Annotated in this window: 19 protein-coding genes; 9 read left to right on the top strand and 10 right to left on the bottom strand. The window is 70.2% G+C overall.

The genetic code is table 11. From position 1 onward, the window contains the following. Nucleotides 1-238: 238 nt before the first annotated feature. A complete protein-coding gene (locus JOF36_RS37335; protein ID WP_210036945.1) occupies nt 239-646 on the bottom strand; it encodes a hypothetical protein in 408 nt (135 codons plus the stop codon). A gap of 44 nt (nt 647-690) precedes the next feature. Then, nucleotides 691-960 (bottom strand): BrnT family toxin, encoded by a 270-nt coding sequence (locus tag JOF36_RS37330; RefSeq protein WP_210036944.1) that lies wholly within the window; start codon nt 958-960, stop codon nt 691-693. A gap of 295 nt (nt 961-1255) precedes the next feature. Here JOF36_RS37330 and JOF36_RS37325 point away from each other — a divergent pair, with 295 nt between their 5' ends. Next, the gene (locus tag JOF36_RS37325) at nt 1256-1600 is read left to right on the top strand and encodes a hypothetical protein (RefSeq protein ID WP_210036943.1); all 345 of its coding nucleotides are present in this window, start codon (nt 1256-1258) and stop codon (nt 1598-1600) included. Nucleotides 1601-2144: 544 nt separating this feature from the next. Here JOF36_RS37325 and JOF36_RS37320 read toward each other — a convergent pair. After that, complete coding sequence (locus tag JOF36_RS37320) at nt 2145-2363, bottom strand: hypothetical protein (RefSeq protein WP_210036942.1); 219 nt, start codon at nt 2361-2363, stop codon at nt 2145-2147. 1115 nt (nt 2364-3478) lie between these two features. On the opposite strand from JOF36_RS37320, the gene JOF36_RS37315 reads away from it, so the two are divergent. Then, entirely contained in the window at nt 3479-3772 is a 294-nt protein-coding gene (locus tag JOF36_RS37315) for a transposase (protein WP_210036941.1), read from the top strand. Between the two features lie 47 nt (nt 3773-3819). After that, nucleotides 3820-4653: an IS3 family transposase gene (locus JOF36_RS37310; RefSeq protein ID WP_307862810.1), complete on the top strand. Its 834-nt coding sequence runs from the start codon at nt 3820-3822 to the stop codon at nt 4651-4653. Between the two features lie 68 nt (nt 4654-4721). Here the strand turns inward: JOF36_RS37310 and JOF36_RS37305 are convergent, their stop codons facing one another. From JOF36_RS37305 to JOF36_RS37290, 4 genes are all read right to left on the bottom strand, one after another. Further along, nucleotides 4722-4973, bottom strand: coding sequence for a hypothetical protein (locus tag JOF36_RS37305; protein ID WP_210036940.1), 252 nt, complete (start codon nt 4971-4973; stop codon nt 4722-4724). Nucleotides 4974-5183: 210 nt separating this feature from the next. After that, a complete protein-coding gene (locus tag JOF36_RS37300; protein WP_210036939.1) occupies nt 5184-5759 on the bottom strand; it encodes a Fic/DOC family protein in 576 nt (191 codons plus the stop codon). Beyond that, complete coding sequence (locus JOF36_RS37295) at nt 5756-5974, bottom strand: antitoxin VbhA family protein (protein WP_210036938.1); 219 nt, start codon at nt 5972-5974, stop codon at nt 5756-5758. Before JOF36_RS37295 ends, JOF36_RS37300 begins: the two co-directional genes overlap by 4 nt. A 630-nt stretch (nt 5975-6604) precedes the next feature. After that, nucleotides 6605-8260 carry a phosphoenolpyruvate--protein phosphotransferase gene (locus tag JOF36_RS37290; protein ID WP_210036937.1) on the bottom strand — a complete coding sequence of 552 codons (1656 nt, stop codon included), beginning with the start codon at nt 8258-8260 and terminating at the stop codon, nt 6605-6607. Between the two features lie 98 nt (nt 8261-8358). Here JOF36_RS37290 and JOF36_RS37285 point away from each other — a divergent pair, with 98 nt between their 5' ends. From JOF36_RS37285 to JOF36_RS37265, 5 genes are read left to right on the top strand one after another with little or no spacing between them, the layout of a single operon-like run. Then, nucleotides 8359-9120 (top strand): DeoR/GlpR family DNA-binding transcription regulator, encoded by a 762-nt coding sequence (locus tag JOF36_RS37285; protein WP_210036936.1) that lies wholly within the window; start codon nt 8359-8361, stop codon nt 9118-9120. A 35-nt stretch (nt 9121-9155) separates the two neighbouring features. Next, entirely contained in the window at nt 9156-10103 is a 948-nt protein-coding gene (pfkB, locus tag JOF36_RS37280; RefSeq protein ID WP_210037137.1) for a 1-phosphofructokinase, read from the top strand. Further along, entirely contained in the window at nt 10100-10549 is a 450-nt protein-coding gene (locus JOF36_RS37275; RefSeq protein ID WP_210036935.1) for a PTS sugar transporter subunit IIA, read from the top strand. The genes pfkB and JOF36_RS37275 overlap by 4 nt, the downstream gene beginning before the upstream one ends. Beyond that, nucleotides 10546-12045 carry a PTS fructose transporter subunit IIC gene (locus tag JOF36_RS37270; RefSeq protein ID WP_210036934.1) on the top strand — a complete coding sequence of 500 codons (1500 nt, stop codon included), beginning with the start codon at nt 10546-10548 and terminating at the stop codon, nt 12043-12045. The genes JOF36_RS37275 and JOF36_RS37270 overlap by 4 nt, the downstream gene beginning before the upstream one ends. A 30-nt stretch (nt 12046-12075) precedes the next feature. Beyond that, a complete protein-coding gene (locus JOF36_RS37265) occupies nt 12076-12360 on the top strand; it encodes an HPr family phosphocarrier protein (RefSeq protein WP_210036933.1) in 285 nt (94 codons plus the stop codon). 732 nt (nt 12361-13092) lie between these two features. On the opposite strand, the gene JOF36_RS37260 is transcribed toward JOF36_RS37265, so the two are convergent. The 3 genes from JOF36_RS37260 to JOF36_RS37250 are packed head-to-tail and all read right to left on the bottom strand — an operon-like array spanning nt 13093 to nt 16000. Next, nucleotides 13093-13854, bottom strand: a complete 762-nt coding sequence (locus JOF36_RS37260) for a zinc ribbon domain-containing protein (RefSeq protein ID WP_210036932.1) — start codon at nt 13852-13854, stop codon at nt 13093-13095. Beyond that, entirely contained in the window at nt 13851-14228 is a 378-nt protein-coding gene (locus JOF36_RS37255; protein WP_210036931.1) for a hypothetical protein, read from the bottom strand. The genes JOF36_RS37260 and JOF36_RS37255 overlap by 4 nt, the downstream gene beginning before the upstream one ends. After that, a complete protein-coding gene (locus JOF36_RS37250; protein ID WP_210036930.1) occupies nt 14225-16000 on the bottom strand; it encodes a zinc ribbon domain-containing protein in 1776 nt (591 codons plus the stop codon). Before JOF36_RS37250 ends, JOF36_RS37255 begins: the two co-directional genes overlap by 4 nt. Before the next feature lie 256 nt (nt 16001-16256). On the opposite strand from JOF36_RS37250, the gene JOF36_RS37245 reads away from it, so the two are divergent. Continuing rightward, nucleotides 16257-17498, top strand: a complete 1242-nt coding sequence (locus JOF36_RS37245) for an IS256 family transposase (protein WP_210036929.1) — start codon at nt 16257-16259, stop codon at nt 17496-17498. Nucleotides 17499-17556: the final 58 nt, after the last annotated feature.

Here is a 17556-nt window from a genome sequence, read left to right as displayed (position 1 = left end):
ACCGCGTCGTCGCGCTCAGCGGCGTCGGCCGCGCGGCGATCTACCCGCCCGCGCCGGCCGAGGACGCCGAGCCGCGGGTGCATCTGTCCGGGCAGGTGCCAAGAGCCTGCGCCGGCGCGCGCAGCTGCAGGCCGTTCGCGAGGACCGCTCCTGCAGGACCTGCTCACCGACGCCGTGGCGGCCTACCTGGACGCGCACGAGGGCACGTGAACACAACCGCACACGTACACGTGTGCGGTCAGTGCGCCGGGGTACCGGCGTCGCGGTCGCCCTGCTGCTGGGTCGGGACGGACTCGGCGACCCGGCGCAGGGCGTCGGCGAGGGCCGCGTTGGGCTGCGCCACGGCCGACCCGACGGCCAGCACGGCCTCGGCGAGCACGTCCAGGCGCTGATCGACCCGGGCGGCGTCGGCCTGCTCGAGCGCGCGGCGCTGCTCGATCCAGCGCCGGATCAGCGCGGTGTGTCCGATCCCCTCGGTGGCGGCCTGGGCTCGGACCCAGTCCAGGACATCCTTGGGTAGCCGCAGCGACGTCGACACCATCGGGTTGGGGTAGACATCGGTTTCCCAGGTGCCGTCCTCCATCTCGTCGGCGGTGCAGTGGGTGTCGTAGTAGTCGCGCAGGGCGTCGAGCTTGTTCTCAGCCATGGTGTGCTGCCCTCCGGGTCGGGCGGTGGTCGCCGGGTGGATGGTCATCGGGCCTTGCGGTCGAACAGACGCCGCTCGGTGGCGTCCATGTCGCGGGCGGTCACGACGTAGTTGCGGCCGTCCGGGGCGTCGGCGAGCACGATCAGCAGGTGGCGGCCTGCGGTCGTAGTGCCGTAGACGAGCGTCGTGCCCTCGCGCCCGGCCGTGGTGTAGCGCGGCCGGGTGTTGATCAGCTGTTCGATGTCGTCGGGCGTGACGGCGTGCCGCGCGATGTGCGCCTCGCTCTGCTCGGTCCATTGGATCTCCCGCCACACTCCCACATCGTACCCCAACGTGATACTCCGTGGTGCGAGCCGGCGGCCCCGGACGCACACGTGCACGCGTGCGCGACCGCAGGTGCACACGCGCACACCGATGACACTGGACGGCCGCGCCGCCGCGACCGCAAGATCTCCCCCGGGACACCCGTGTCCCCAGTGTTCGTTCGGCGAACGCGCGCACACCGAGCCCCCCGCCCGAGCGCCCCAGCCTCTGCCATCCGGCCTCGGGCGGGGTTCTCCCTCCCGCCCCCTTCCGGCGCGACAACCGCGACCGAACACGCCCCGAACCGTGGCGATCACCGAGGGCGAGCCGATCAACAGTCCCAACTGGCCCGCCCTGCTCGCCATGTTCCGACAGATCATCGCCAACAACCGCGCCGGCGGCTGGCGCAAGATCGAAAACGCGTTATCTGTTCACGGTCAGGCCGACCCGGACCGACCGACAGGTACTCGCCGATACCACCCTGGGGTGACCCACCACCCGGCGGAGCGGCACGCGGTGGCCGCGACCCGTGCGGCGCTGGCCCTGCTCGGCGGCAACCCGACCCCGGCGGGGGAGATCCCGGTCCGGGAGGTGCTGTCGGCCCGGTGGGGTCGTGGACCTGCCAGCAGCCGGGGTCGGCGGTGCGGGTGAGCTCGTCTCGTGCAGTGGATCGCGGCGAAGTCGGCCGCGCGGACCCGGCGCCGCTGGGCAATGACGCTCACCGACGGCGCGGTCAGCGCGGGTCGCCGACAGAGCGACGGCTCCCGGTCCACAGAACCTCGCCCGTTGCGACGTTGTCCGTCGGAGCCAGCGGCTTCCGCGACGGCGGCCTGCTCTGATTAGGATCGGCTGCGAATCCGGGGGCCGGCCGTGCCGGCCGCGTGCGGCCCGCTCACAGGTTCGCCGGGCGCCGCCGGCGTGTCGCCCGTAGCTGGGTGCGGGTTGTTGGTGACCTGTCCGGTGCGGGCGGGTGCCAGCACACAGCGTGCGATGGCCCCGCGGTGGTGATCGCCGACGACTCGGGTCAGATCCTGGCGCAGTCTCGATAGCGGGCGGCCAGCTCATCGCGGCAGGGGGAGCGCACCGTCCTCGGCGAGCAGGCGGCGAACGTTGCCTCGGGTCTTCGTCGGTGGTAGCTACTCCAGGCTCTCGTGGGTGATCGTCGGTGCGATGGCCAGCTCGGACAGCAACGTCGTCACGTGGGCTGCTTGAGCCAGGTCAGCCCGCTGTTGGCGCGCTTCATCGACTTCAACGTGGCCGCCACCAACGCCAGCTGGGGCTCATGGAGTCGGTATCGGGGGGACGTGCGGATTGGGCCGAAGGCCTGCAGATCGGGCATGGCGACCTCCCGCCGCCGCAGCCCGAAGGCGCAGCAGACCTTGAAGGCAATCGAGCCCGCAGCAACGGCAGCCAACGCTTGCTTCCGGCGGCGTGCTCGTGGCCTATGAGATCATCTAGATGACCGAATAGGCGCTGCAGCTCGACCTAAAGGCACGCCGCCCCGCCGGGGCGGCGTCACCGGTCGTCTGGCGTGGGGTGTTCCGCTCAAAGCAGATCTGCGCGGAAATCCCGCCGAACGTACGTTCGCAGAGTCGGACCAGCCGCAGAGTGGCCGGCCATGTCCACGGGTAGTCGCCAAACTGTTGGGATATATTATGACAAGTCGGGTCCGGGTTTCGATGGTCGCGGTGACCAGGCCACGCGCCAGCATCTGCATCCGCCAACCGTCGACCATGACCTCGAAGACTCGATCCTCGGTGCGGAACAGCCCGACGTCCTTGTCGCACAGCCGCCGCACGAACCCAGGCACAGCATCCACCCAGCGACCTCACCATCGAGGTCTCCCGCATCTAACGCAGAAGACCTTCAGCGATCAGCGCCAGAGCTCGACCCCGGGGCCGTTGCCTTACCGCCCACCCGCCCCGGGCATCGTGGTGCTGGCTCGCAGAGCTGCTGCATCGTCGCCAGACGGGAGCTCTTGCATCTGATGCAACTCCCGTTGTATTAGAGCCGATAATCACGATTATGACAGTATTGGGCTGCGTATCGCATCAGATGCATCAGCTGCCCGTCTCTCGCCCTGTCGCTCCAGGTAGGTCGTGACGGGTGTCTGACCTGCGACGGAGCTGCTGGTCGCAGGTCGCGTCGGCGTCGGTCCGCGAGACTGACTGTGCCGCACGCACCGGCAGGCCTCCGTGCGGGTTCGCGACTGACCTGCAGCGACACCCTTGACGTCTCATCAGATGCATCATTGAATCATCGGATGTACCGGACTGTCGGGAGGTGCGATGCACCTTGATGGGCCGGCCGCATCCGGCTGGTGCGGTCGATACCGGTCCTGCGGCCGGCGGAGCAGGTGCTGCAGCTGATGCTCGAGGGCTGGCGCAACCAGCAGCTGTCTCGCAATCTCCACCATCGAGCAGCGGCTACGCTGTGTGCAGCGTCCGGCCAGACGCGCCGATGAGCTTGACCCCTGACGCCGGACACGTCGCCTGAGGTGGACCCGGTCCACCAGGGAGGATGTTGTTCGTGCCTGCACCTCACCCGCCGGAGTTCCGGCGCCGCGCCGTGGACCTTGCTCGTGCCGGCGACAAGCCGGTGTCTGCGATCGCGAAAGAGCTGTCGATTTCGGAGTCGTGTTTGCGGAACTGGATGGCCCAGGCCGACGCCGACGACACCGGTGGCTCCGAATCGCGACTGACCAGCGCCGAGAAGCGCGAGCTGGTCGAGCTCCGCAAGGAGAAGCGGCGGCTTGAGGTGGAGAACGAGATTCTCAAGCGCGCGGCCGCGTATTTTGCACGGGAGAACGTTCTCCCAAAGTAGTTTTCCCGCTGGTCCGTGAACTCGCCGACGACGGATTTGACGTCGCGGTGACCTGCCGGGTCCTTGGCGTGCGCCGCCAGGGCTACTACGAATGGCGATCCGGGCATAAATCCGTTCGAGCCGCGGAGAACGAGTTGCTGCTCAAACACATCACCACGATCCACGAAGAATCCCGGGGAACGTACGGGTGGCCGCGTGTCCACGCCGAGCTCACGCTCGGACTGGGGCAGGTGGTCAACCACAAGCGCGTCGCCAGGCTGATGCGCGAGGCCGGAATCCAGGGCCTCTACCGGCGGCGACGCCGCGGCTGCACAGTCCGCGACCCGCACGCCGAGCCCTACGCCGACCTGGTCGACCGGGACTTCACGGTCGACGGCCCGAACGAATTGTGGTGTACCGACATCACCGAACATCCCACCGAGGAAGGGAAAGTATATTGTGCCGCGGTCCTCGACGCCTATTCTCGGCGCGTCGTGGGCTGGTCGATCGATGACAACATGCGCACCGAACTCGTCACCGACGCGCTCGGCATGGCGATCACTCGCCGCAGCCCCGAACCGTACTCAGCGATCCTGCACTCCGACCACGGCTCGCAATTCACGTCCTGGGCGTTCGGACGCCGGCTGATAGATGCCGGACTCGTCGGCTCCATGGGCTCGATCGGCGATTGTTACGACAACTCGATGGTCGAGTCCTTCTGGGGGACGCTGCAGCTAGAACTGCTCGACTCAAGAACCTGGAAAACCCGCGCCGATCTTGCCAACGCGATATTCGAGTGGATAGAGTGCTGGTACAATCCGATCAGGCGTCACTCCAGCATCGGAATGCTCAGCCCGGTCGACTACGAAGCAGCCCAGATCCCGCCAGACCAAGATCACTGACCCCACTCCGTCAGTGTCCGGCGCAGGGGGCCAAGCTCACCGATCCGTTCGAACACCGCTCCCTACGTTCAGGCCCACGACGACCGCCCGACCAAAGAGGCCGTACACGCGGGAGCCTGATCGACTTCGGAGTAGGACTGGTTCTCGGCCAGGTTCGGCACCGTCCGTACCGCGGGGATGTCCAGCTCCCGTGCGATCAGCCGAGCCGGCCAGTTCGTCGCGTCGTAGACGATGGCATCGGGGCGCTGCTCACCGCAGTGCTGGAGCAGTACCGGGTATGTGGCCGCCAGCGCGGCGAAGAAATGCCGGAACCAGAGCACGATCCCGTCGGGACGGACGTTCGCAGGCGGGATGAACGGCGCGATGCCACGCCCAGAGGCCCGACACGGCGCCTCCGAAAATAGCGATAGGTGTCGCTCCGACCTCGGACAACAGCTCGGGGCGGGCCCTCGGGAGCGTCGAGGTCGCTGCTCGCGGGCATCGCCAGCCGATCACCGGCACGTCCAAGGACCGCTATGGCGCTCACCCGGTCACGTTCCGAGATGACGATCCAGAATGGCGCGAAGCAAGCTCACATCTCCGGCGCAGGCCTCGCGGCCGGCCCGCGCGTTGTCGTCGCGCCCCAGCCCGGTCCACGACAGTGGCCACCCGCCAGCCGTGGCGAGCAGCTGCAGGTAGGCGCGCGTCGCGCGCCCGTTGCCCTCGCGAAACGGGTGCAAGAACACCATGTCAGCCATCAGGGCGGTGAGCAGATCGACGACCTCGGCCCGCTCGAGCTCCCGCAGCCGTGCAGGATCGGTGCGATGGTCGAACACAACTGCCGCGTACGCAACGACCTGCTCCGGCAGACAGAACAGAGTGCCGGCCTTCCCGAGTCGCACCCGGCGGATCTGGCCGGCGAACGGGTACAAGTCGGCGAAGATCTTGTAGTGGATCGCCTGCAGGTGCGGAAGGTCGAACCGTCCGCGCGGTGGATCGGCCGCGAGCTCGGCGATCCGGATTGCGGTTACCTGTGCTTCGACCCGGGACAGCTCGCAACGGTCGGTGATGCCCTGCAGGTTCGTGAGAACGCCGTGCTCGAGGTCGAGGTCGGGATCCCAGCTCACGCCGTGCGGTAGGGAGCGAGGATCGCCGCGACGGCGTCCTCGGCACTGCACTCTCCTGCGCCGATCGCCCGCAGCGCAGCGACCGTGTCGGGGCCAGGATCCAGGCCCTCCGCCCGCACCGACGCAATCGCGTCACGAGCTGCATGATCCCAGGTCGGCGGCGGCAACGGGGCCCGACCAATGGAGACACCGGCTCGATTCTGCTGGTCCAGCATCGCCGTACCTCCCTCGTCCCAGACGTCGCTTCGCCCGCTCTCCGCAGACAATCTACCCCACGCACGGCTTGAGCGGCCGAGGTAGGCGATGCTTCGCCTGTTCCGAGCCGCGCGTCGGGGCGCTGACGCGGCGAGACTCGGGTTCGCCACCGCTCATGCCCTGGCTGCAGCCGGTGACACCGTTGTCCCCGACCGATTTGTCGCGTACCGGGGCGCGAGATCGAGGTCGTGCCAGGATCGCTGGCGCGGGCGGCGGCCTCTCCGAGGGCGATCGGGTCGTCGATCGCGGTGACGACTCACAGGTCGGTGAGGGTGTCCGCCTCGGAGATCGAACAGGTCGCGGGCTCGAGCAGAGTGATCACCGTTCTACGATCCTCGGTGGGACGGTGGGTCAGATCCCGGGTCTGCCGAGGCGGCCCGCAGTGGGTCGTCGAGGGACATCGTCGCCCGCTCGCTGGAGCGGGCCTGGTCGCGCATGGCTCCTTGCTGGATCAGAGCCTCTCCCCCACCCAGGACGATTCACCATCGGCCGGCTGCCCACCGGCCGCGGCTCGTCCGCGCCCCTGTACCTGGACCCGGTAGGACGCACCGAGCCCTTGGCGGTAAATGGCCCGGCGAGGTCCGCCGTTCTCAGCCGTCCAGTGCGGCCACGGCCCGCCGGGCGGCGATCGGGTCGGCCGCTGCGCAGGCGGCCCGGGCGCGCTCCCGGCACTGGTCGACGGTCAGCCCGCCCAGCCGGGCCCCCACGGCGGCGAGCGCGCCGGACCCCATCGACAAGCTCGCGACACCGAGCCCGACCAGGACCGGGGCCAGTTCCGGGTCTGCCGCAGCCTCGCCACAGACCCCGACCGGCGTCCCGGTCCGGGCCGAGGATTCGCCGAGCATCCCGACCAGGCGTAGCAGCGCCGGCTGCCAGGGGTCGTTGAGCGCCGCCATCGGCCCGGACTGCCGGTCCGCCGCGAACAGGTACTGCGCCAGGTCGTTCGTGCCCACCGAGACGAAGTCGACCTCGCGCATGATCTCGTCCCCGGTGAGAACCGCCGCCGGAACCTCGATCATGACGCCGGCCTCGGTGATGCCGTGCGCCCGGCAGCGCTGCACGAACCAGCCGGCCTCCTCGGCGGTGGCGACCATCGGCGCCATCACCTTGAGCGCGACACCGGTCTCCTTCGCCGCCGCAGCCAGCGACGAGAGCTGGCGGTCCAGCACGCCCGAACCATTGCCGGCGACCCGGGCGGTGCGCAGGCCGCGCACGCCCAGCGCCGGGTTGGGCTCGCCGTCGAGGGACAGGAAGGGCAGCGGCTTGTCAGCGCCGGCATCCAGCGTGCGTGCGGTGACCGGCTTCCCGGCGAACGCGGACAGCACGGCCGTGTAGATCTCCCGCTGCCGAACCTCGGACGGCTCCTCGGTGGCGGCGAGGAACGCCAGCTCGGTGCGGAACAGTCCCACACCCTCGGCGCCGTCGGCCGCGCCCTTCGCCGCCCCCGGGCCGTCGCCGACGTTGGCCAGCAGCGCGACCACGTGGCCGTCCGCGGTACGACCCACGCCGTCCCACTCGGCGGTCACCGATGCCGCCGCCGCGAAGGCGGCCGCCTCGTCGAGCGTCCCGACCTCGCGGACCTCACCGGTACCGCCGTCGACGGTCACGGCCGCACCCTCGCCCAGGCTCCACGCCCGCGCACAACCCACGACCGCCGGGATCCCCAGGGAGCGGGCGAGGATCGCGGTGTGGCTGGTCGGGCCGCCCTGCTCGGTGACCAGCGCGAGCGCGACGCCCGGCCGCAGCCCGGCGGTGTCGGCCGGCGCGAGATCGGATGCGACCAGAACGGCCGGAGCCTCCAGGTCGGCCACACCCGGCGCGGGAAGCCCGAGCAGCTCGGCGACGATGCGGTCCCGAACGTCGTGAACGTCACGGGCGCGCTCGGCCATGTAACCGCCCATCGCGCTCAGCATCTGCGCGAACTGGTTGGCCGCCTCCCACACCGCGCGGGCGGCCGGCCGGCCCTGCCCGGTGACCAGCTGCTGCGCGTTCTCCAGCAGCGCGGGGTCACCGACCATCGTCACGGTGGCCTCGAGTACCTCCCGCGCGTCCCCGGAGACGGTCGCGGCACGGGCGGTGAGCCGCTGCGACACCAACTCGACGGCGGGCGCGATCCGCGCTGCCTCGGCGACCGGGTCCACCGGCTCGGGCGCGGCGGCCGGCTCACCCGGCGGCTCGGCGACCCGGACGACGCGGCCGCCCGCGCGGCCGGGGCTCGCGGGGATTCCGTTCAACGTGCTCGGCATGGAGGGCTCCCTGGGCGACTTCGGCGTGACCCGTTGACAAACACAGTAGAACCCACATACTCAGACACAAGCAAGCACCAAGTCGGGGGCAAACAAAGATGTATGCAGCGGAGCGTCAGCAGTGGCTGCTCGACCGAACCCGCGACCGGGGCCGGATCGACGTAGCCGCTGTCGCCGAGGAACTCGACGTCACGCCCGAGACGATCCGCCGGGACCTGGGTGGACTCGAACGGCAGGGCCTGGTCCGCCGGGTCCACGGCGGGGCCATCCCGTCGGACTTGCTCGACTTCGAGCCGGGCGTGGGGCAGCGCGACACCCAGTACGGCGCGGAGAAGGAGCGGATCGCCAAGGCCGCGCTCGCCGAGCTCGGCAACGCCGCCACGATCCTGATCGACGCCGGCACCACCACGGCCCGCCTCGCCAACGTGCTCCCGCGAGAGCGGGACATCACCGTCGTCACCAACTCGCTGCCGATCGCGTCGTCGCTGGCCGGGCGCCCGAACGTGCACCTGCGCCTGCTCGGCGGGCGGGTACGCGCGACGACCCTGGCCACTGTCGACGACTGGGCCGTCAGCCTGCTCGCCGGCCTCACCGTCGACGTGGCATTTCTCGGCACCAACGGCTTCTCGGCCGCCCGCGGGTTCACCACCCCGGACCCGGACGAGGGCGCCACCAAACAGGCGATGCTCCGCGCCTCCCGGCGCTCGGTGGTCGTCGCCGACGCGAGCAAGTTCGGCTCCGACCAGTTCGTCCGCTTCGCGACGCTGGACTCGATCGACACCCTGATCACCGATACCGGCCTCGATCCCGCGGAGGTCGACGCGCTGGAGGCCACCGGACCCAAGGTGATACGCGCATGACCCCGTCCGCCCACGAGCGTTCCGCGACACCGCCGTTGTTCGTCACGGTCACACCGAACCCGAGCCTGGACCGCACCATCGAGCTACCGCACCTGGTCCGGGGTGCGGTTCACCGGGCGAGCTCGGTCCGCGTCGACCCGGGCGGCAAGGGCGTCAACGTCGCACGCGCCCTGGCCGCGGCCGGGCGCCGCGTCGTCGCGCTGCTGCCGGCCGGGATGACCCCCGGCGAACGGCTGGCCGGACTGCTGGAACCGACCGACGTCACCACCGTGACCGTCCCGATCACCGAGGCGACCCGCGTCAACCTCACGCTGGTCGAACCAAACGGCGTCACCACCAAGATTAACGAGCAGGGGCCGCGGCTGTCGGCCGCGGAGGCCGCGGCGCTGACCGACCGGGCGTGTGCCCTGGGTACAGGCGCGAGCTGGCTGGTCAGCTGCGGTTCGCTGCCGGCCGGGGTCGACGACGACTACCACGCCGAGCTCGTGCGGCGCTGTCGCAGGCCCGGCCTGCGGATCGCGATCGACACCTCGGGCACGCCGCTGCACCACGCGGTGGCCGCCGCACCCGACCTCGTGAAACCCAACCACGCCGAGCTGACCGAACTCGTCGGACGCCCACTGGGCAGCCTCGGCGACGTCCTGCTGGCCGCGCGCGAGCTGCGCGCCCGCGGCATCGGCGCGGTGCTTGTCAGCCTGGGCGCCGGCGGCGCCCTGCTGATCGACCGGTCCGGCGAGTACCACGCCCGAACCCCTGCAATCACCGTGCGCAGCACGGTCGGCGCCGGCGACTCCACCCTGGCCGGGTTCCTGGCCGCGGGCGGAGAAGGCCCAGACGCCCTTCGACACGCCGTCGCCTACGGCGCCGCCGCCTGCCGCCTGCCCGGCTCCGCCACGCCGGGCCCGGCCGACATCCGACTCGACGACGTCGAACTGGCACCCACGCCCGACGTCACCCTCGCCCTCTCGGGAGATGCCGCATGACTGCACTGATCACCGCTGATCTGGTCGACCTCGACGTGCCGTCGGCCGACCGCAAGGCCACCGTCGCCGCGCTGGCCGGACGCCTGGTCGACGCCGGCCGGGTCACCGACCTGGACCGGTTCCTGGCCGACATCGAGGCCCGCGAGGCCCAGATGCCGACCGGCCTCGAGGGCGGGATCGGCATCCCGCACTGCCGGTCGACCGCCGTCACCGAGCCGAGCCTCGCGTTCGGCCGCAGCAGCACCGGCGTCGACTTCGGCGCCGAGGACGGCCACGCCAACCTGATCTTCATGATCGCCGCCCCGGAGGGCGGGAGCACCGACCACATGACCGTGCTGGCCGCGCTGGCCCGCCGCCTGGTCCGTGCCTCCTTCAAACACGAGCTCCTGGGTGCCACCGATCCCGCCGCCGTCGCGTCGTTCATCCAGCAGGAGGTGGGAGCGTGAAGCTCCTCGCCGTGACCGCGTGCCCGACCGGCATCGCGCACACCTACATGGCCGCCGAGGCCCTCGAGGCCGCCGCGGAGGAAGCCGGCCACGAGATCGTGGTCGAGACCCAGGGCTCGGCCGGCTCCACACCCTTCACCCAGCAGCAGCTCGACGCCGCGGACGCGATCATCCTGGCCGCCGACGTCGAAGTGCGGGACAAGGAACGCTTCGCACACCTCCCGACCGTCGCCGCGCCGGTCAAGAAGGCCATCGGCGGCGCGCCCGGCCTGATCGAGCAGGCCGTCACCAAGGCCACCGAGCAGCCCAAGCACACCCCCGCCCCCGCGACCGCCCCGGACGGCGCAGACATGGGCGTCACAACCGGCTTCGGCGCGAAGCTACGCGGCTGGCTGATGACCGGCGTCTCCTACATCATCCCGTTCGTCGCCGCCGGCGGCCTGCTGATCGCCCTGAGCTTCGCGCTCGGCGGCTACCAGATCTCCGACGCACCGGACATCGTCTCGATCGGTGAGGACAACGTCTCCTCGATCAACTTCGACCCGGGCTCGCTGACCTCGTGGGCCGCGCTGTCATTCCAGATCGGCACCCTGGCCTTCGGCTTCCTCGTCCCGGTACTGGCCGGCTTCATCGCCTACGCCATCGCCGATCGACCCGCCCTGGTACCCGGCTTCGTCGGCGGCATGATCGCCGTCGACACCCAGGCGGGCTTCCTCGGCGGCCTGGTCGCCGGCCTGCTGGCCGGTGCCCTCATCTACGGCCTCAAGCTGTGGCAGCCACCGCGTGCGCTGGCCGGCATCATGCCGGTGCTGGTACTCCCGCTGATCGGCACCGCGATCGTGGGCACGGTCATGTTCCTGCTCCTCGGACAACCCCTCGCCGCAGCCACGACCGGCCTCACCAACTGGCTGAACAGCCTGTCCGGCACCAACGCGATCCTGCTCGGTGCGCTACTCGGCCTGATGGTGGCCTTCGACATGGGCGGCCCGGTGAACAAGGCCGCATACGCCTTCGCCGTCGCAGGCCTGTCCACCGGCTCCGAAACCTCGCTGATGATCATGGCTGCGGTGATGGCCGCCGGCATGACCCCGCCACTGGCGCTGGCACTGGCCACCGCCCTCCGCAGGAGCCAGTTCAGCCAGATCGAGCAGGAGAACGGCCGCGCCGCCTGGCTGCTGGGCGCCTCGTTCATCACCGAAGGCGCGATCCCGTTCGCCGCAGCCGACCCGCTGCGGGTGATCCCGTCGATCATGGCCGGCTCCGCGGTCACCGGCTCGCTGTCGATGGCGTTCGGCTCGACCCTGCGAGCCCCGCACGGCGGGATCTTCGTGGTCCCACTGATCGGTAACCCGTTCCCCTACCTGCTCGCGATCCTCGCCGGCACCGCCGTCTCGGCCGCGCTGGTGATCGGCCTGAAGTCGGCCCGCCGCACACCCGCCGCCAAGGACGCCGAACCAGCCGCATCCACCCCGTCCGCCACCCCGGTCGCGGGCTGACCCGCACCCAGCAACGAAGAGGAGCACGACATGGCAGAGCGCCGTGTGAAGATCGGTTCGTCCGTGGGGCTGCACGCCCGCCCCGCCAAGCTGTTCTGCACTGCCGCCCAGCAGCGGTCCGTCAAGATTCAGATCGCGACCGCCGACGGCACCCGCGGACCGGTGGACGCCGCCTCCATCCTGTCCGTCATGGGACTGGGCGTGCAGTCCGGCGAGGAGGTCGTCCTGACCTCGACTGACGACGCCGACGGCGAATCCGCACTGGACGCGCTGGCCGAACTGCTGGCGCAGGATCTCGACGCCACCCCCGTCTGACCAACCACCGAGGAACCAACGCCGACGCCTGTCCCGCCACCGTGCGGGCGGGCCCCGCCGGCCCCGAGGTGTGGCGCGGGGCAGGAACTGCAGATGGACCACGACCAGAACACCGGGTCCACGAGCTACGAGCCCCTGCCACGCGCCCGGGGCGAACAGCTGCCGAAGGACCAGAGCCTCGCGCGCCGAATCGCCGTCTGGGAAACCAGGACAAGACCGTCAGCGAGTTCTACGGCGAGCTGCTCGGCGAGTGTGCAGCTGCTCGTTCATGGCGGCGACCGTAGGGCTGCCGGATGAACGCGGCATGACTTTCGCCGATGTCTCCGCGCCCAGAACCCCGGGAGCGCCCCGATCTCGTACGAAGAGCGTGCGGGCCTCGACATCTCAGAGATCTCTGCGGAGGACACCTATGCCATCGTCACCTGCCAGAACTGACAGCCATCTGCCCCGCAGACAGCACCCTCTGCCGATCGATCAAACGCATTTGCCGCGCGTCCCGCCGGCCACCAGACCCCGTCACTGCCAGGCTGATGACCACACAATCGATGCGGCCGGACCAGCCGCACCGAATCGGAGGAGACAACGTGGGCCGGTGGCACGTCGGTGCCCAGGATTTCCCGATCACGCCCTCCGCTGAACTCACACCGCGATCTACTCGTCGAGGCCGTCGACGGGGACTCGTCGCGCCCGGCCGCGTGGATTGGTGAAGGGTTTCGCAGCCACCTGCCCCGCTCATCCCCGCGGCACGGAGTTACCGACCGGTCCCTCGGTTTGTGAAAGTCGTTTCGCGTAGCAGTTCTGCACGGGGTAGTCCTCGGCGTCGCACCACGCGTTCGCCTCCGCCGCGGTGGAGAACGGACGCGCGGCCAGGGTGACCCAGTACCCCGAGCCGGTGAAGCTCGCGAAGTCGTCTGACCCTACGAGGAGAAAACGCGTGTCGGGCCGACTTTCCACGGAGTCACGGTAGTCCTGGACGATCGCGGCCGCGTCGTAGCCGTCGGACCCGATCCTCTTCGAAGAGACCTGAGGTAGCCAGTAGCCCAAGTAGGCTTCGGCGGTCGGGTAGTCATAGCCGGCCTGGTCCCGGAGCCACTGCTCGTCCGAGACGTACGTGGGGGGTGCGGTCGACGTCCAAGGCACGCTCGTCCAGGGGGTCGCCGTACGCGGCTTGGTCATCGTGATCGGAGGCGAGGCCATCGGCGCGGTGGTCGCGATCGGCGGCGAGCTGGTCGGGGTTGTGGGACTTGGCCCGGGCCGGGCAAGGAGATAAATCCCGACACCGCCCGCGACCAGCACCACCGCGGCCGCGGCGGCCAGCGCAGGTACGACGCCCCGGCGCAACCCGGTGACGCTCGGCCCGGACGGTCGATCAGCGTGCCCGCCACCGTGGCCGTCGAAGTCGCGGGTCTCCTCGACGCGTATGCCGCACTCCGGGCAGAACTGCGCCTCCGCGCGTAGCCCGCGCCCGCACGATTCGCAGTGGCTCATCGTCAAGCGGCGAACTGGTTCGCGACAATTTCGGTGATCTTCATGAGCTCACCGCTGTGGTCGAGGACCTTCCCGAGGACGGCGCGGACGGCGTCCCACCGGCTCCGGACGACGGCGGGCCGCGGCTCGTCACGCTCGAGCTCCCGCAGGATCGCCTGTACGTCGGCGCGGAGCTCGATCCGCTCGGACTCGTCCCGGCCGCCGGCCACGATCCGCTCGCGGACCTCCTCCAGCGCGGTCCGGAGGTCGGCCCGCTCAGGCGGGGGGCCGACGTTGGTCACCTGGCTCGTCGTGCCGATGCCGATCGCGGTGCCGCCCGTGAACGTGCCACCGCCGATGCGGATGACAGAGTCACCTGAGGACCCGGTGCTCGCGGTCATGGCTTCTTCCTCCCCCTCGGACTGTTCTCGCCCTGGTTGTTCTGCTGGGTGACGGTGCCGATGCCGACGGACAGCCCGCCGGCGAACGTGCCACCGCTGACCGCCACCGTGTTGTTCGTGATCGAGGCCTTCGCGACTTCCATGAAGTCGACGACGGAGTAGCCGCGGTCTTCCAGGAACCGGCCCACCGCGCGGTAGACGGCCCGCTCGATGATCCCGACGTATCGGACAGCGTCGGCGTCCTGGAAGAAGTCCTGCGCCCCCGGATCCGAGCCGAGCTCGCGCAGGCTTCTGCCCGCCCCGTACTTGGCCGGGACCAAGTCGCCCGGACGCTGGGGCATCCGCCGGAAGTAGTGGACGACCCGCCGCGCTCGTTCACCCAGCGTCACCGGCAGAACGAACGCGACACCGAGCCCGCGCAGCACGGCCCCGAACTGCGGCGTGCGGTCAATCTCCCGGTATCGCTCCTTGATCGGGTACAGCACGCAGTGCGTCCACTCGAGGTAGAGCATCCGGGCGTCGGTCCCGGCGGTGAAGTAGGTCGACGTCGCGAGGTCGTGGTCCCAGGCCTCGACGCGGAAGCAGCGGTGGTAGCGGATCCACTCCTCGGGCCGGTCCGCGAGGTGACGGACGTCGGCGAGTCGCAGGTGCGTCACCGGGGGGCCGGCGACGTCGGGTAGCACGGCAGCTTGCGGCTGGCGGTGCAGGTTCGTCACCAGACGCTCCGCGGAGATCAGGACCTGCTCCCGGATCGTCATCGCGGACAGCCGTCGGCTCGGGGCCAGGGCCACCGAGTCGCGCAGCTCGCCGACGACGGCCGCCACGTGCGCGTGCAGGTCGGACGCGGCGAACGGCCGGGGCACGAGCCTCGTCCCGTCTGGTGCGGTCCCCGGGGTCAGCGGCAGTGCAACGATCTTGTCGTCGACGACCGGGCCGGACCCAACGAACGGGATCCGCTCCCGGTAGACGATCACGTCCGCCTCGTCGTGGGCCCGCCGGTACCGCTCGTCGGCCTCGGCCACCCGGCCGAGGGCACCCTCCCAGCGCCGGGTCCCGAACATGCGCACCGTCCGTTCCCATCCGGACGGGAGCACGACGGCGGGCGCGAACGTCGACGGCCGGAACCGGTCACGGACCAGACTCTCCACCAGCGCCTCGTCGACCAGGCAGACCGCCGCTACCCCGGCCGCCAGGAACAGCAGGACGACTACCTGCCGAGTGTTCCCGAACTGCTGGTCGACACCGTCGACCGGCACCAGGCCGGTCCCAATCAGGACCAGCGGGACCAACACGACCACGGCCAGCACGCCGGCCACGATCACGGGCCATCTCCGCGTCCGGCCGGTCATCCCGAACACCGTGACGCCGACGCTCGCGAGGACCAGCCAGACCATCGCGGCCTGCGCAGAAGTCACGAACACCGCAACCACCAGCGCCACGAGGATCGCGTCCCGGAGCCGTCGGCGCGCCCGTGCGGCGACAGCTTCGCGGAGGACGGTCGCCGAACTGATCCCCGGGGAGGGGGCGATCGCCCGCGTCCGCTCAACCAGAGACTCCGCGATGGCTGCCTCGGCGAACTTCGGGTCCAACTGGGCGGCGGCCGACAGGTACCGAGTGCTGAAGTCGACCTGCCGGCGGGATGGCTCCGCGCGGGGCGGGACGCTCGCCCCCGTCGAACGGCCGCACCGTCCGCAGAAGCGGTCGCCGATGTCGTTGACGTAGGAACACGTCGCGCACACCGCACGGGACGACTCGCGCTCGTCGGTCGTCATCTTCGGACCCCCGGACCACCGTCACTTTCTCGGCAACCCTCCCCTCGGTTGTGCAGAACGCAGCGTTAGCACCACGGAGCGTCGTCGTAGGCGGAACGCCGCTACATCATCACTATGGACGAGACGATCGGACGCGTCCGGTTGCGTCCAGGGACGTGGTGTACGGCGTAGTTGCTGTTCAACGGCGTGGCGTCGGGATGTGAGACGGCCACCGCGTGATCCTTCGAGTGCTCTGGTTCTCGAGGGAGGAGACGCGATGGCCGCGTCAGACAGTGTGAACGATGTGGTGGGCTGGCTCGATGACCGGCTCGCCGAGGCGAGTCCGGACCTGCTCCGGTCGATGGTGAAGGGGTTCGCCGAGGCGTTGATGTCCGCGGAGGCCGACGCGGTGTGCGGCGCCGGGTATCGCGAGCGCAGCGACGGGCGGATGAACTCGCGCAACGGTTATCGGGCCCGGGACTGGGACACCCGCGCGGGAACGGTGGAGCTGGCGATCCCGAAGCTGCGAACCGGGACGTACTTCCCGGAGTGGCTGCTCGAACGCCGTCGACGGGCTGAACAGGCGCTGGTGTCGGTCGTGGCCACCAGCTACTTGCTGGGCGTGTCCACGAGGCGGGTGGAGAAGCTGGTCGGGCAGCTGGGGATCACGCAGTTGTCGAAGTCGCAGGTCAGTGAGATGTCCAAGTCTCTCGACGCCCAAGTCGAAGCGTTCCGATCACGTCCACTCGACGCCAGCCCTTACACGTTCCTCTGGCTCGATGCCTTGACTCAGAAGGTGCGGGAGAACGGGCGGACGGTGATCGTGCACGCCTTGGTCGCGGTCGGAGTCACCGCTGACGGGCAACGGGAGGTCCTCGGCCTCGATGTCGTGTCCGGGGAGGACGGTGCGGGCTGGCTGGCGTTCCTGCGCTCGCTGGTGGCTCGGGGCCTGTCGGGGGTCGGGTTGGTGACCTCTGATGCCCACCAGGGCCTGGTCGGTGCGATCGAGGCCACGCTGCCCGGGGCGGCGTGGCAGCGGTGTGGCACCCACTACGCCCGCAACCTGGCTGCGAAGGTCCCGAAGTCGGCCCAGCCCTGGGTGCTCACCCTGCTGCGCACGGTCTTCGACCAGCCCGACGCTGCGTCGGTGCACGCCCAGTTCGAGCGGGTCGTCGACGGGCTGGAGGCGAAGTTCCCTGCCGCGGCCGAGCACCTCGCCGAGGCCCGAGCCGACCTGCTGGCGTTCACGACGTTTCCACGGGAGCTGTGGCGCCAGATCTGGTCGAACAACCCTCAGGAGCGATTGAACAAGGAGATTCGCCGGCGCACCGACGTGGTCGGGATCTTCCCCGATCGCACCGCCGTGATCCGCCTGGTCGGCGCCGTGCTGGCCGAGCAGACCGACGAATGGGCCGAGGCCCGCCGCTACATCGGGCTCGAGGTTCTGGCCAAGGCCCGGGCCGCGATCGACCGACCGACCGCGTCCGAGGAGGTGTCCCCTGGCGCGATCAGCGCCTAGATTGACCCCCGGGAAGGATCACGCGGTGGCTATCTCCATCCACCACCTCCGCGGACGC

The organism is Pseudonocardia parietis, assembly GCF_017876315.1.
Taxonomy (GTDB): domain Bacteria; phylum Actinomycetota; class Actinomycetes; order Mycobacteriales; family Pseudonocardiaceae; genus Pseudonocardia; species Pseudonocardia parietis.
The sequence above is the reverse complement of the archived record's forward strand: the minus strand, read 5'-3'. Positions and strand labels throughout refer to the sequence as shown.

Bases quoted from the DNA above. Each gene is read 5' to 3' on its own strand.
- JOF36_RS37250 (WP_210036930.1), bottom strand. From the start codon at position 16,000: ATGACGACCGACGAGCGCGAGTCGTCCCGTGCGGTGTGCGCGACGTGT.
- JOF36_RS37265 (WP_210036933.1), top strand. From the start codon at position 12,076: ATGGCAGAGCGCCGTGTGAAGATCGGTTCGTCCGTGGGGCTGCACGCC.
- JOF36_RS37295 (WP_210036938.1), bottom strand. From the start codon at position 5,974: ATGCTGGACCAGCAGAATCGAGCCGGTGTCTCCATTGGTCGGGCCCCG.
- JOF36_RS37245 (WP_210036929.1), top strand. From the start codon at position 16,257: ATGGCCGCGTCAGACAGTGTGAACGATGTGGTGGGCTGGCTCGATGAC.
- JOF36_RS37290 (WP_210036937.1), bottom strand. From the start codon at position 8,260: ATGCCGAGCACGTTGAACGGAATCCCCGCGAGCCCCGGCCGCGCGGGC.
- JOF36_RS37285 (WP_210036936.1), top strand. From the start codon at position 8,359: ATGTATGCAGCGGAGCGTCAGCAGTGGCTGCTCGACCGAACCCGCGAC.
- JOF36_RS37255 (WP_210036931.1), bottom strand. From the start codon at position 14,228: ATGACCGCGAGCACCGGGTCCTCAGGTGACTCTGTCATCCGCATCGGC.
- JOF36_RS37275 (WP_210036935.1), top strand. From the start codon at position 10,100: ATGACTGCACTGATCACCGCTGATCTGGTCGACCTCGACGTGCCGTCG.
- JOF36_RS37335 (WP_210036945.1), bottom strand. From the start codon at position 646: ATGGCTGAGAACAAGCTCGACGCCCTGCGCGACTACTACGACACCCAC.